At 42.4% G+C, this 13,514-nt stretch carries 21 protein-coding genes; 4 read left to right on the forward strand and 17 right to left on the reverse strand.

Translation table 11 applies throughout. The annotated features are described in order from the left end of the window. Positions 1 to 32: 32 nt before the first annotated feature. The 6 genes from DYD54_RS08455 to DYD54_RS08485 are packed head-to-tail and all read right to left on the reverse strand — an operon-like array spanning position 33 to position 4,119. A complete protein-coding gene (locus DYD54_RS08455; RefSeq protein WP_063514539.1) occupies positions 33 to 905 on the reverse strand; it encodes a DMT family transporter in 873 nt (290 codons plus the stop codon). A 21-nt stretch (positions 906 to 926) separates the two neighbouring features. Then, positions 927 to 1,337, reverse strand: a complete 411-nt coding sequence (locus DYD54_RS08460; RefSeq protein WP_063514540.1) for a fatty acid desaturase — start codon at positions 1,335 to 1,337, stop codon at positions 927 to 929. A gap of 21 nt (positions 1,338 to 1,358) precedes the next feature. Further along, a complete protein-coding gene (locus DYD54_RS08465) occupies positions 1,359 to 1,589 on the reverse strand; it encodes a hypothetical protein (RefSeq protein WP_063514541.1) in 231 nt (76 codons plus the stop codon). A gap of 15 nt (positions 1,590 to 1,604) precedes the next feature. After that, positions 1,605 to 1,889 carry a putative quinol monooxygenase gene (locus DYD54_RS08475; protein ID WP_063514542.1) on the reverse strand — a complete coding sequence of 95 codons (285 nt, stop codon included), beginning with the start codon at positions 1,887 to 1,889 and terminating at the stop codon, positions 1,605 to 1,607. Beyond that, positions 1,889 to 2,401 (reverse strand): acetolactate synthase small subunit, encoded by a 513-nt coding sequence (gene ilvN, locus DYD54_RS08480; RefSeq protein WP_063514543.1) that lies wholly within the window; start codon positions 2,399 to 2,401, stop codon positions 1,889 to 1,891. The genes DYD54_RS08475 and ilvN overlap by 1 nt, the downstream gene beginning before the upstream one ends. Then, complete coding sequence (locus DYD54_RS08485) at positions 2,401 to 4,119, reverse strand: acetolactate synthase 3 large subunit (protein WP_228703626.1); 1,719 nt, start codon at positions 4,117 to 4,119, stop codon at positions 2,401 to 2,403. The genes ilvN and DYD54_RS08485 overlap by 1 nt, the downstream gene beginning before the upstream one ends. A 574-nt stretch (positions 4,120 to 4,693) precedes the next feature. Between DYD54_RS08485 and DYD54_RS08490 the strand changes: the two genes are divergently transcribed. Continuing rightward, complete coding sequence (locus tag DYD54_RS08490) at positions 4,694 to 5,059, forward strand: hypothetical protein (protein WP_063514545.1); 366 nt, start codon at positions 4,694 to 4,696, stop codon at positions 5,057 to 5,059. A 65-nt stretch (positions 5,060 to 5,124) separates the two neighbouring features. On the opposite strand, the gene lysM is transcribed toward DYD54_RS08490, so the two are convergent. The 6 genes from lysM to DYD54_RS08520 form a co-directional block, all read right to left on the reverse strand. Then, a complete protein-coding gene (gene lysM, locus DYD54_RS08495; RefSeq protein WP_063514546.1) occupies positions 5,125 to 5,610 on the reverse strand; it encodes a peptidoglycan-binding protein LysM in 486 nt (161 codons plus the stop codon). Between the two features lie 257 nt (positions 5,611 to 5,867). Beyond that, complete coding sequence (acpP, locus tag DYD54_RS08500; protein WP_036364227.1) at positions 5,868 to 6,101, reverse strand: acyl carrier protein; 234 nt, start codon at positions 6,099 to 6,101, stop codon at positions 5,868 to 5,870. 195 nt (positions 6,102 to 6,296) lie between these two features. Next, the gene (gene fabG, locus DYD54_RS08505) at positions 6,297 to 7,025 is read right to left on the reverse strand and encodes a 3-oxoacyl-ACP reductase FabG (RefSeq protein WP_063514547.1); all 729 of its coding nucleotides are present in this window, start codon (positions 7,023 to 7,025) and stop codon (positions 6,297 to 6,299) included. Beyond that, entirely contained in the window at positions 7,022 to 7,975 is a 954-nt protein-coding gene (fabD, locus tag DYD54_RS08510) for an ACP S-malonyltransferase (RefSeq protein ID WP_063514548.1), read from the reverse strand. The genes fabG and fabD overlap by 4 nt, the downstream gene beginning before the upstream one ends. A 189-nt stretch (positions 7,976 to 8,164) precedes the next feature. After that, positions 8,165 to 8,347, reverse strand: coding sequence for a 50S ribosomal protein L32 (rpmF, locus tag DYD54_RS08515; RefSeq protein WP_046697072.1), 183 nt, complete (start codon positions 8,345 to 8,347; stop codon positions 8,165 to 8,167). A gap of 237 nt (positions 8,348 to 8,584) precedes the next feature. Then, a complete protein-coding gene (locus tag DYD54_RS08520; RefSeq protein ID WP_063514549.1) occupies positions 8,585 to 9,148 on the reverse strand; it encodes a YceD family protein in 564 nt (187 codons plus the stop codon). 147 nt (positions 9,149 to 9,295) lie between these two features. Here DYD54_RS08520 and DYD54_RS08525 point away from each other — a divergent pair, with 147 nt between their 5' ends. The 3 genes from DYD54_RS08525 (at position 9,296) to DYD54_RS08535 (ending at position 10,570) form a co-directional block, all read left to right on the forward strand. Further along, complete coding sequence (locus tag DYD54_RS08525; protein WP_063514550.1) at positions 9,296 to 10,015, forward strand: elongation factor P hydroxylase; 720 nt, start codon at positions 9,296 to 9,298, stop codon at positions 10,013 to 10,015. Between the two features lie 20 nt (positions 10,016 to 10,035). Further along, positions 10,036 to 10,251, forward strand: coding sequence for an L-threonylcarbamoyladenylate synthase (locus tag DYD54_RS08530; RefSeq protein WP_063514551.1), 216 nt, complete (start codon positions 10,036 to 10,038; stop codon positions 10,249 to 10,251). A 136-nt stretch (positions 10,252 to 10,387) separates the two neighbouring features. Continuing rightward, entirely contained in the window at positions 10,388 to 10,570 is a 183-nt protein-coding gene (locus DYD54_RS08535; protein ID WP_063514552.1) for a hypothetical protein, read from the forward strand. A 64-nt stretch (positions 10,571 to 10,634) separates the two neighbouring features. Here DYD54_RS08535 and rplQ read toward each other — a convergent pair whose 3' ends face one another. From rplQ to rpsM, 5 genes are read right to left on the reverse strand one after another with little or no spacing between them, the layout of a single operon-like run. Then, the gene (rplQ, locus tag DYD54_RS08540) at positions 10,635 to 10,994 is read right to left on the reverse strand and encodes a 50S ribosomal protein L17 (protein ID WP_036364248.1); all 360 of its coding nucleotides are present in this window, start codon (positions 10,992 to 10,994) and stop codon (positions 10,635 to 10,637) included. Positions 10,995 to 11,011: 17 nt separating this feature from the next. Then, a complete protein-coding gene (locus DYD54_RS08545; RefSeq protein ID WP_063514553.1) occupies positions 11,012 to 12,016 on the reverse strand; it encodes a DNA-directed RNA polymerase subunit alpha in 1,005 nt (334 codons plus the stop codon). A 26-nt stretch (positions 12,017 to 12,042) separates the two neighbouring features. Continuing rightward, on the reverse strand, positions 12,043 to 12,684 hold the full coding sequence (gene rpsD, locus DYD54_RS08550; protein WP_063514554.1) for a 30S ribosomal protein S4: 642 nt from the start codon (positions 12,682 to 12,684) through the stop codon (positions 12,043 to 12,045). 12 nt (positions 12,685 to 12,696) lie between these two features. Continuing rightward, the gene (gene rpsK, locus DYD54_RS08555) at positions 12,697 to 13,089 is read right to left on the reverse strand and encodes a 30S ribosomal protein S11 (protein ID WP_036364258.1); all 393 of its coding nucleotides are present in this window, start codon (positions 13,087 to 13,089) and stop codon (positions 12,697 to 12,699) included. A 20-nt stretch (positions 13,090 to 13,109) separates the two neighbouring features. Further along, entirely contained in the window at positions 13,110 to 13,466 is a 357-nt protein-coding gene (rpsM, locus tag DYD54_RS08560) for a 30S ribosomal protein S13 (RefSeq protein WP_036364261.1), read from the reverse strand. Between the last annotated feature and the right edge of the window lie 48 nt (positions 13,467 to 13,514).

A 13,514-nucleotide genomic window follows, 5' to 3' on the forward strand; every position in this document is an offset into this window, starting at 1 on the left:
TGGCGTTGGGTTGAATTAAATAGATAAAAAAATCACTTTGATGATTTTATCATAATGATGATACCAACAAAAATAAATAATGCTCCAATATATCCAACAAGGCTTAGAACATCGCCAAAAATTATTAATGCCAATAAAGTAGCAAATAATGGGTCGCTTGTCTCAATAATCTGAACTTTGCTTGCCTCGCCATATTCAACTGCTTTGGTGGTTAAATAAAATCCTCCAATGGTTGGCAATAATACAAGGCAAAAAATCATCAACCAAGCCATACCATTTGGCAGATATAAGTCCCAAGAATAAGGTATAAAAAGATAAACACTACCAAAGGCAAACAACCAAAAAAGCTGAGCAATACCGCCACCAACTTTTAACACCTTTGATACAAATATAAATAAAGCATAACCAAGACCACCAAGTAAAGCCAGTACAAAACCTAGGTAACTACCATATACATCATTATTAAATAAGAATAAACAAGATACGCCAAAAATAATGCTAAAAAAAGCGATAATTTTATAAATATTTAACCTTTCTCCAAGAAAAAATACCGATAAAAGTAATGTTACTCCGCCTGCTGCATAAGTTAAAAATGACACTAAAGGGATAGAGGCGTGATAAAATGCCCAAGTCTCAAAGAAATACAGACAAAAAATACCCAAAAACCCCAATAAGGCAAATTTATACCAGTACTTTGAGTGATGTATTATCTCTTGTTTTATTTGTCCATTACCAAAACCAATCAAAGCTATTAACAAAAAAGCAACAAAACACTTCCAAAATGCTAAGGCAGTAGGAGACAAACCACCATCAAAACCAAAGGCAAATCTGGTAAATATGCCGATAGACCCATTTAAAATAGCCGCAAAAAGAGCAAAAATCTCTGGTTTTATCAATATCTTCATACCAGCTCTTGATGTTACTTATTATTTATTAATAAAATCAAGCAGGCTGACTCTACTTGGTTCTGATGACGAAAAAATACCTCCCCAATAATTATCCCATCTACAAAAATTATCATCTTCTTTTAAGATTTGAGTTGCCTTTTTTAAATTCCAATGAGATATTGCAGGGAATAAATGATGAGTTAAATGCAAATTATCAGAATGCATACCAATAAAGATTTTTTCAAAAAATCCTGCATATCTATTTCTTGAATAAAATCTTGGTGTATCATCAGATAAATCCATCATTGGATAATGCTCAGAAAGCTCGCTAAACCAACCAATAATAGGGTGTATCACCAAGAATGGCATCCACCAAAATAGTACAAGCTCCAACCACCAATTAAATATTATAGCAACGGAAAAAATAACCGTATGAAATAAAATAATCAAAACAATTTCAACTCTTTCATTTTATTTGACAATCCAGCAAGCCAATTCTTCTTCACTCATTCGCTCAAACCAAAAATCATCATCGGTATGAATGTTCAAATGAGCAAGCAAACCTGGGGTTCTTGGCTTTGATGCAAATTGATGTAAGGGCGTTAAATGCACCTGTTCGCCTTGCACAACAAGCTGTACTTTTTGCTCATTTTGAATATAAGTCTGCACCGCAAGTGGTAGGCTTGCCAATTCTACAATCATATTTTTCTCACAAAATCAATCAACAACAATCAAAGGTTCATAATATCTCTGTACACCACAAGAAACACGCCCCCAATCCGACAAACGCACACGAGCTTGATGAAAGTCGAAGGCTTCTTTGTTCACAAATTCTTCATAAACCCAAAACTTATCGGCATCGCTGTTGTCTTGTGTGATTTGAAATATCAAACAACCACTTTCTTGACGTGTTAAGCCAATGTGTTTTTTAAGTTCATCTAAAATAACTTGCCGATTGGTTTTAGGAATGATGATATGACCTTTTAAGACAACTTTTGCCATCACAAAGAAAGCGTCCGCTCGCCCCTTGCAATACCAATCACGCCAGAGCGTACCACTTCTAGGATTTTATCGCGTCCGATGACATCAATAAAGCCATCTAACTTGCCTGCGTCCCCTGTGATAAGAATGGTATAAAGGTTTGCCGACACGTCCACGATTTGGGCTCGGAATATGTCTGCCGTGCGGTACACTTCTTCACGGTATGCCCCTGTCGCTCGCACTTTGATGAGCATCAGCTCACGCTCAATCTGACTACCGCCAGAGACTTCCGATAGGTTTTGGACTTTAACCACTTCAATGAGTTTATGAAGTTGTTTGGTAATCTGCTCAATCTTATCAGCCGTGGTAATCGTGGTCAAGGTTAAGCGAGACAGCGTGGGATCTTCGGTGGCGGCAACGTTTAGCGTATCAATGTTGTAGCCACGCTGACTAAACAGTCCAACCACACGAGACAGCGAGCCTGCTTCGTTTTCCATAAGTACCGAAATCAAGTGTTTTTGTAGCTGTGCCATTAGGTACGCTCCCCTTTTGATAACCACATATCACGCATGGACTGTCCTGCCACTTGCATGGGATAGACGTGCTCACTTCTGTCCACATACACATCAATAAATACCAAACCGTCCATTTCTAGGGCTTCTTTTAGCTCTTTTTCCATGGTGGCGGGATTGGTGATTTTTACGCCTTTATGCCCATAGCTCTCGGCAAGTTTGACAAAATCAGGCAGCGATTTCATATAACTTTGGGCGTGGCGACCTTCGTACAGCATATCTTGCCATTGTTTTACCATACCAAGTTGGGCGTTATTTAAATTCAAAATCTTAACGGGCAAATTATACTGCAAGCACGTTGATAGCTCTTGGATATTCATCTGAATGGAGCCCTCACCCGTGATACAGACCACTGTTTTTTCAGGACAGGCAAGTTTTGCCGCCATGGCATAAGGCAAGCCCACGCCCATGGTGCCAAGTCCGCCAGAGTTTAGCCATTGGCGTGGCTCGTCATATTTATAATATAAAGCGGCGAACATTTGGTGCTGACCAACATCGGAGGTGATAATCGCCTTACCGTCTGTCAATTTGCACAGTGTTTCAACGACACGTTGTGGCATGATCGCATGGACATCGGCGTCCGTATCATCACCGTAGCGCAGACCATGACGCTTACGCCATTCGCCTATTTGCGTCCACCAATCAGCAAGAGCGTGTTCGTCTAAACGTTTATCACTCGACTTGATAAGCGCAACCATTTCAGTCAAGACAGGCTTGACATCGCCTACGATAGGGATGTGGGCACTGATGGTTTTTGAGATAGACGTTGGGTCAATGTCAATGTGAATAATGGTAGCGTTCGGGCAGAATTTTTTGACGTTGTTGGTAACTCGGTCATCAAACCTTGCCCCCGCCGCTAGGATAACGTCCGCATGGTGCATGGTCATGTTGGCTTCATAAGTGCCGTGCATACCCAACATGCCCACAAACTGCTCGCCTGTGGCAGGATATGCCCCAAGCCCCATGAGCGTGTTGGTAACGGGCAGATTTAACAAATTGGCAAGTTCACGAAGCTCATCACTTGCATTGCCTTGCACCACGCCACCACCTGAGTATAGCACTGGGCGTTTGGCAGAAAGTAGTACGTCTAGAGCTTTTTTGATTTGGCCGCCATGCCCCTTGGAAGTTGGCTGATATGAGCGAATGTGAATCTCGCTTGGCATGACATAGTCAAATTTATCAGCAGGGTTCGTCATGTCCTTAGGAATGTCCACCACCACAGGGCCAGGACGGCCCGAGCTTGCGATAAAGAAAGCTTTTTTGATGATTTCAGGAATGTCAGTAGGGTTGCGCACTTGGAAGCTGTGCTTGACCACTGGGCGAGAGATACCGATCATGTCGCACTCTTGGAATGCATCATCACCAATCAAGGTGCTTGGCACCTGCCCTGCCAGCACCACCATAGGAATGGAGTCCATGAACGCTGTGGCAATGGCGGTTACGGTATTAGTAACGCCAGGCCCTGACGTGGCTAGTACCACACCCGTACGTCCTGTAACACGGCTATAAGCGTCCGCCATATGTCCTGCCGCCTGCTCGTGACGAACTAGGATATGCTCAATTTTATCTTGCTTAAATAGGGCATCATAGATATGCAGCACCGCACCGCCAGGATAGCCAAAGATATGGGTCACACCTTCATCAACTAAGGCTTGCACAAGCAGTTCTGCCCCGCTCATGGCAACAGTTTCGCCACGGGCAAGTTTTTCTTGATTTTCACGGAAATGTTTGGCGGCGTCTGCCGTCTGAGTATGGCCCGTCATGTTGGGGGCTTGGGTGGTTTGCTCTGTCATTGTCAATCCTTTTTACCAGATGGGTAAATTAAACAAACACAATAAAGTTGCTATAGACAAAAGACAATTGCAAGTATGAACCGACAAAGACGAAAGAGTATTGACAGGATGTTCGTCTTGCAGACCGATAAGTCTAAAGCAATGTCAGATCAGCATGAACAAACGGTAATTTGTTAAATTTAATCTGACAAACGCAATTTTGGATAAAAATTACGCCGACTTTAAATTCATTTATAACTAATTTTTATGATAAGTATGAATAAATACGAAATTAGTTATCAAAAATACTACACGACTATATTAACCCAAAAGCCACCTTTTGCCAAGCCCATTTTGCACATATGTTCAGATTTTTTGTAATTTATCATCTTGCCAATCTTTAATCATGAAATAACCCGTCAAATCCCAACATTCTGATCGCATCAATGCTACAATACCCCAAATCCTAATGATGACACTCATGCGAACATCCCTTCATTACATCCTATCGTCTATCGCGCTGATGATGGCATCAGCCAATGCTCAGGCTGTCACTGTTTATCAAAGTATCGGTAAATATGGTGAGCCGCGTTATAGCCAGCTACCACCTCAAGGCAGTCACACAGCTCTTAATTTTTATCAACCAAGATCAGCAGCGCCACCAATAGACGCCACAAGGCAAAAACAATGCCAAATCCTGCGGGACAATCTAGCAACACTAAACGCAGGTGGCGACGTCCATGAGATTAGCGATGATGGCTCCCAAAAAGCCTTAACCGCCGATGAAGTTAGACATCGCATTCACCAAACTCAAGATGCGCTCAACCTCCACTGCCAAAATAGTTAAAACAGCAAAAAAAGACCGCACGATGGCGGTCTTTTTAACTAACTTTTTAATCAATCTGGGTAAGATTATGCAGGGATTCGCAATACTTGACCTGGATAGATTTTGTCTGGATGTGAAAGCATAGGCTTGTTCGCATCGAAGATCTTCATGTAGTCATTGGCGTCGCCATACATTTCTTTGGCGATTTTTGATAGGTTGTCGCCTGATTTTACGGTGTAGAAACGAGACTCAGACTCTTGAGATTCTACTGTGATGTTATCAACAACCGTCTCAACGTGTTGGACATTACCCACCGCCAAGCGTGCGCGCTCGCGATCTTCTTGGGTCTTGGCTGCACCCGATAGTGTTACGGTGTCCGTATCGCTGTTATAGTTTACTGACAGATTGCTGATCTGAACGTTCTGAGCTTGTACGCGAGCCAATAGCAAGTTTGCAATTTCTTGTGCAGTTGGCTCAGCTGGTGCTGCTGTGTTTGCAGCTGGTGCTGCATCTTTCTTGTTACGATTAAAGATTTTATCACCGATGTCTTTGGCAAAACTAAAAATACTCATAATAGACTCCTGTTTGTTTATTGACTGCCCTACACTTAACATTTAGTGGGCAAATTTTTGGATAACTCATCATAATGAGCTTAATACAAAATCGCTCATCAATTAAGATCATCTTACCAAAAATTAATCCGCAGAATCGCTAAGTTTTGCTACGAAATTGTTATAAATTGTAGTTTAGATTGCTACTTAGTGCCAATCAATGGCAATAAAAAACCACCCAAAATGGGTGGTTTTGTGATCTGACTTTAATCAATCAATTAAAGCTTAGCAGTCACGTAGTCGATTGCTTTTTGAACAGTAGTAAGCTCAGCAGAATCTTCATCAGGGATGGTGATGCCGAAGTTGCTTTCAAATGCCATTACAAGCTCAACTAGGTCTAGAGAATCTGCACCTAAATCGTCCATGAATGACGCGTCATTATTGATGTCAGCAACGTTTAGACCAAGTTGTTCAGCCACTGCGTCTTTTACTTTAGCTTCGATATCGCTCATAGGTATTTCCTTTAAATCGATGGATAAATGCTACTTATCAGCACCATACTGATTTTAACTATTTATCAGAAATTTAGCGTATCATAAAACATTTTCACGGATAGTGCAAGTTTTATGAATACAGTTGTGCACAATTTAAGATAAATAATAATCACAAATCAAAAATTTGTCAATTATTTTATAAAAAATATGTGATTACATGTACATGCCGCCATTGACAGCCAACACCTCGCCTGTGATGTAACTGGCTTCGTCGCTCGCCAAGAAAGTCACCGCTGCAGCGATCTCTTCAGGCTGCGCCATGCGTCCTAGCGGAACAGCGTCTAGCATGGAATTGATTAGACGCTCATCAAGCTCTTCGGTCATGTCGGTCTCTACAAAACCAGGTGCAACGCAGTTTACAGTCACGCCACGCGATCCGATCTCACGAGCCAATGCGCGGGTAAAGCCCTCAACACCTGCTTTACTAGCAGCGTAGTTGGCCTGACCAGCATTACCCATCTGCCCTACCACCGACGTGATGTTAATTATACGTCCAGAGCGAGCCTTCATCATGCCTTTAATGGCGCGACGAGAGGTACGGTAAATAGAAGTTAGGTTGGTGTCAATAACATCGGACCAGTCCTCATTTTTCATGCGCATTAAAAGACCGTCTTTGGTGATGCCGGCATTATTAACAAGCACATTGACGCTACCATAAACACTGTCGATCTCTTCAAATAGGTTATCGATCGCTTCTTCATCGCAAACATCCAACACGCGGCCGATACCACCAGCTTCACTTAAATATTCTTCGATAGCTTCAGCGCCCTTTTCACTGGTCGCTGTGCCGATAACAAAATGACCTTCTGCTGCAAATTTTTGCGCGATGGCACGGCCGATACCTCGGCTAGCGCCCGTTACTAATACAATCTTTCTGCTCATGCTAAATTCTCCAATTTCTCAAGGCGCACCAATTTATCAGTAGGCAGAGCTGTGATTGGCTCGGCCTGGCGCTTGGCAAGATTTGATAGGACATTACCAGGGCCGCATTCGATGATAACATCGATATGTTTATCAGCCAGTTTTCGCATGGTTTTAGCCCATTGAACAGGCATAGACAGCTGCTCAATCAATGAAGTCTTAATGTCATTAATGTCATCATGAACGACAGCGTGGCGGTTCTGAATGACAGGGATCTCTGCTTGTTTGAATACCGTGTCGCTCAGTAGCGCTGCCAACTTATCTGTTGCAGGATTCATCAGCTGACAATGTGATGGCACGGATACTTTTAGTGGTACGGCTTTTTTACCTAGGTTTTCAACCGATGCCAGCACATGGCTAACACCCACTTCTGTGCCTGCGATCACCACTTGACCTGGGCTATTAAAGTTAGCAGGGTTCACGATGCCAGCATTCTGAGTTGCGTCCTCACACAGGCTGGCCACTTGTTCATCATCAAGACCGAGCACGGCTGCCATTTGAGTGTCAATACCTGCAACCGCTTGTGTCATGTATTTGCCACGCTCATGAACCAATTTAACAGCATCCGCCAAGCTTAATACGCCGCCTGCTACCAAGGCACTATATTCGCCCAATGAGTGACCGGCCAGACATACGGGCTTAACGCCTTGAGTGCCTAATTTATCCTTAACAATATGCCAAATCGCAACACTCGCCGCTAATAATGCAGGCTGCGTGTATTCTGTCTTATGTAGGCGTGACTCATCCTGAGTGATTTCCCAAAGGTCAAATCCAAGCGCTACACTCGCCTCATCGAAGGTTGACTTTACAATAGGAAAATGCTCTGCCAGCTCATTCATCATGCCAACCGCTTGCGAACCTTGACCAGGGAAAACCACCGCAACGCGTTTCATGGTATTATTTTCTGCCATACGATACCTATTTTGTGTTTATGACTATTTATTTTATTGGATAATGAATCCAAATTAGGTGCATTCTAACATAAAAAATAAACATTTGTTTACTAATTTTAGCAGCTCAAGCTTAGTGAACTTGCCAAAATAAAAAGCCAAGCGCATTGAACAAACAACACGGCTTGGCTTATTGGTATTATCTACCGATTAGCTGTCTTGGCTTACCTTGAACAGCTGACGACCACGGTAAAAACCGTCTTTGGTCGCGTGGTGGCGAAGATGTTTTTCGCCAGTAGTAGAATCAATGCTTAGAGTGTTCACTACCATACGGTCGTGTGAACGACGCATGTCGCGGCGTGAACGGCTTTTGCGGTTTTGTTGAACTGCCATGATAGCTCCTAAAATTCGTCAGATCAAGACAATCATAATCGTCCCGATCGCCAAAATAAAGTGAAAATTGGTTTGCTTAGGATGATATTGTAAAAATACAGCCAAGACATAGCACCTTTTGCCTTGCTCATCTAACCTAAGCACAATAAACGCTGTATTATACCGAAAACTTTTTGATTTTTCAAAGCCTAAACATAAAAAATTACAAAACTTTTTCTAAACTAATCAAACATTAAGTTAATTTAATTGTTCCTTTAGTGCAGCCAATGCTGCAAATGGGTTATCGGCCGCCTCCTCTTCATCTTCTAACATCTCAATTGGCATATCACAGTCGTCATGGCGTGGAGATAATGGTAGCACAAGCAAAAGCTCATCCTCTAGCAGATCCTTGATAGGCAGCATTTTACGAGAGTCAGAAGGGTTTAGTTCATCAACCAACACATATTCAGCGTCCTGCACTTGATCAGCCTGAGATTCATTGAATAAAATCGCCAATCGATAATCCCCTGTGACATCCACGGTCGTCGATTCAAGACATCGCTGACACGGGGTAATAAGCTTACCTGCAACTTCATAGTTCAGCCACAGGGTGCCGTCTATTTTTTGCAGATTCACTTTAAGATTAAGATTCTTGACCTGTTGATTTTGCTCTTGTAGAATTAAATTTTTTGAAAGTCGCTCGAAACTCTCTACAGCCACCTCGCCAGACCAAGAAAAACCAATATCAGCCCATTTCTCAAGCAGAATATTGGCAGGCAGCTCTTGGCTGGGATTAGATTGATTGATTGATTGCGTCATCATAGATTTCCTATTTTAATATTAGGCGTATTATTTCATAAATTAGGAATATTTTCACGGCTATTTTGTATGAGCTTATTAACCCATCATCAGATTTATCTTACAGAGACAAATAATGCTATAATACAAAAAATTTGCAATTCAATAATCATGACTTTCATTTCATTTTACGACCTCTCACCAGACCTTGCACTTAATCAGAGTGACAACAAAAATCACGTTTTCAATCTTTGGCAAAATCTATTCAAGTTGCTGTCAGATCAAGATGACATCAAAAAAATCACCCAAAATTTCACCGTCAGAGACTTAGGCAATTTTCGTGACACATGGCAGAATATCGATCATAACGATGATGATGCACTGACAGATTGGCTTATAAAACTATTCAACAAAATGTTTGATCAAAAAAACATTGATATCATGCCAACCATACTGGTGCGAGGCGAAAACGAACCCGAATATTTCCCAAGCGAAGCAGGAAGCCCTGCACGCATTGAATTTGCCCATGGATTCTTTGCCAGCGCCTTGCATGAGATCAGCCATTGGTGTATCGCAGGCAAGCATCGACGCACACTTAATGATTTTGGCTATTGGTATGAATCTGACGGCCGTGATGAGCAGACTCAAGCCATCTTTGAACAAGTAGAAATCAAACCGCAGGCGATAGAATGCCTACTCAACCAAGCCTGTGGGCGATATTTTTATGTATCGCAGGATAATCTAAACGCTGATTTTGATACAACAAAAAGTACTTTTGCCCATGATGTGTATGAGCGGGCCAATCAATATCTTAACCATCCAGACAAGCTACCAAGAGATGCTCGTCGGCTTATATGGTTGTTTTTAATAATCTGTCAAAAATTTCAATGACCCAATCAAAAAGGACAGCCATGAATACAATTTATCCACATCCAGAAAACCCTCAGCCAAGACTACTAGAGCAAATTAAACAAGCACTCCAAAACGGGCAGATCGTCGCATACCCTACCGAAATCGGCTACATGCTATTAACGCACATCTCTGCTAAAGATGCATTGGCAAAGGTTTTAAAAATACCCACCGTTAAACAAAAAGATCAGCAATGCATCAACCTATGCCGACATTAACGACGAACAGTTCCGCATCATCAAAAACAGCAGTCAAGGGAATCAATTCATCCTACCGTCTAGCAAACAAACACCCAAATACCTTATAAATCCAAAAAATAAAAACATCGGTATTTATATCACGGCATATGAGCCATTGCTGGCATTGCTTGAATTACTTGACGATGCAGTGGTTATTCATGAACTTGATAATGAAACCATAGAAGTAAGCTCACCTTATGACATTGAGGATCTACCAGATGGTCAAATTGATGTGTTGGCTAATGTTGATGTCATTAATACAATAGATCATGAGGTATTAGATCTTTCTGACTTATAGGTTTTAGGAAAATAAAAAAACCCCGATAGGAATCGGGGTTTTATTGAGTCTAAATCACCATAAATTATGGGCGATCTACCAACTCAACGTAAGCCATCGGTGCGTTATCGCCATCGCGATAGCCACACTTGATGATGCGCAGGTAGCCACCTGGGCGAGTTTGGTAACGAGGACCAAGTTCGTTGAATAATTTACCAACGATAGCCTTGTTACGAGTGCGGTCAAACGCCAAACGGCGGTTGGCAACGCTGTCTTCTTTTGCCAAAGTGATCAAAGGCTCAGCTACACGGCGTAGCTCTTTTGCTTTAACCAAAGTGGTTTTTATTAGCTCATGTTCAAACAGAGAGTTAGTCATGTTTTGGAACATTGCCTTACGATGGCTGCTGGTGCGACCCAGCTTAACGCCACTGTTACGATGTCGCATGGTCAGTATCCTTTAAATTAACGGCTACGATAAGAAAAGCGATCATCAACTCGTAGGTCGCTTGGTGGCCAAGTTTCTAAGCGCATTCCAAGTTCAAGACCTTTAGATGCAAGAACATCTTTAATTTCAGTCAATGACTTCTTACCAAGATTTGGAGTTTTAAGCAGTTCAGTTTCAGAACGTTGTACCAAATCGCCAATATAATAAATGTTTTCAGCTTTCAAGCAGTTTGCTGAGCGAACCGTTAGTTCAAGATCATCCACTGGACGTAGCAGCACAGGATCAATCTCTTCTTTTTCTTTGACAGGCTCAACCACTTCCTCAGCTTCCAAATCAACAAAGATTGCGATTTGCTGTTGAAGAATAGTTGCTGCTTTACGAATCGCTTCTTCAGGGTCAATCGTACCGTTAGTTTCAAGCTCAATAATTAGCTTGTCAAGATCGGTACGCTGCTCAACACGAGCATTCTCAACATCATATGCCACACGTAGAATTGGGCTAAAGCTTGCATCAAGTTTTAGACGACCAATTGCTTTTGAGCTAGCATCTTCACGACGTTGATTGGCAGGCTCGTAGCCACGACCAGTTACGACACGTAGGCGCATTTTTAGATGGCCACGGTCACTTAATGTACCAAGCACCAATTCAGGATTAGCGATTTCTACATTATGTGGCAACTCTAGGTCGGCAGCAGTAACAATACCTGCGCCCTGCTTATCCAAAGTCAAATATGCTTCATTCTGATCGTGCAAAGTGATTGCTAAACCTTTCAGGTTTAATAGCAAATCCATCACGTCTTCTTGCAGACCTTCAAGTGTTGAATACTCATGATCAACACCTTCAATCTCTGCTTCGATGACGGCAGCGCCAGACAATGAAGAAAGCAAGATGCGGCGAAGAGCATTACCTAGCGTATGCCCAAAGCCACGTTCTAACGGCTCGAGCGTGACCTTAGCAGTCGTTTCATTAACCGCATCTACGTGAATGGTGCTAGGTGTTAGAAACTCAGTTGCATTTGTCATAGTGTCACCTCGATGGTTAATTCGGATTATTTAGAATATAGCTCAACAATCAAGCTTTCGTTGATTTCAGCAGGTAGTTCACTACGTTCTGGAGCAGTCTTGAAAGTACCTTGAAGTTTGCTGTGATCAACTTCTAGCCATTCTGGAATACCACGTTGTGTCGCTAGCTCAACAGCGTTTTTAATACGTAGTTGTTCTTTAGATTTCTCATGAACAGCAATTACGTCGCCATCTTGAACTTGGATTGAAGGAATGTTCACACGAACAAACTCATCACGACCTGCTTTCTTAAGCAAAATTGAGCGGTGGCTAACCAACTGACGTGCTTCTGCACGAGTAGCACCAAAACCCATACGATAAACAACGTTATCCAAACGACGCTCTAGCATACCAAGTAGGTTTTCACCTGTTGCGCCACGCATACGAGCAGCTTCTTTATAGTAGTTAGAGAATTGACGCTCAAGTACACCGTACATACGTTTTACTTTTTGCTTTTCACGAAGCTGTGAAGCGTATTCAGAAGTTTTGTTTTGGCTGTTGCCATGCTGACCAGGCGCACGACTTGCTTTTTTAGTTTTCACATCATAAGGCTTAACGCCTGATTTTAGTTGCAGGTCAGTACCTTCACGACGTGACAATTTTAGTTTTGGACCAATATAACGGGCCATGTGTCTTTCTCCTTAAACGCGGCGCTTCTTAGGTGGGCGGCAGCCGTTGTGTGGAATTGGTGTTACATCGCTGATGCTGTTAATTTTATAACCCAATGCACCTAATGCACGAACCGCAGACTCACGACCTGGTCCTGGACCTTTAACCAAGACATCAACATTTTTTACGCCGTAGGTTTCTTGAGCTGCTTTGCCAGCAACTTCAGCAGCAACCTGTGCAGCGAAAGGCGTTGATTTACGTGAACCACGGAAGCCTTGTCCACCTGAGGTGGCCCAAGCCAATGCATTACCTTGACGATCGGTAATGGTTACAATGGTGTTATTAAAAGACGCATGAATATGGGCGATACCTTCAGATACCGAACGACGTGCCACTTTTTTGCGGCTACGAGTGTCTTTTGCCATCTTTTAGCTTCCTAAATTAGTTACTTTTTAATTGCTTTGCGTGGACCTTTACGGGTACGCGCGTTAGTTTTTGTACGTTGACCATTTACAGGTAGACCACGACGGTGGCGAAGACCACGGTAGCAACCCAAATCGACCAAACGCTTGATGTTCATTGAAATTTCGCGGCGAAGGTCACCTTCGGTAGCGTAATTTGCAACTTCTGCACGGACAGCATCTAGCTGTGCATCATCTAACTGACCAATTTTGGTAGTTTCGTTGATACCAACAGCAGCAAGAATTTGCTTAGCGGTAGTACGACCGATACCAAAAATATAAGTTAGTGAAATCACTGCGTGTTTGTTGTCCGGAATGTTTACACCGGCAATACGAGCCATTGATTTCTCTCCATTAGCACAAATGCATGGCATTTGCTAAGTTTACTC

Origin of the sequence: Moraxella ovis, assembly GCF_900453105.1 — a bacterium.
Taxonomy (GTDB): domain Bacteria; phylum Pseudomonadota; class Gammaproteobacteria; order Pseudomonadales; family Moraxellaceae; genus Moraxella; species Moraxella ovis.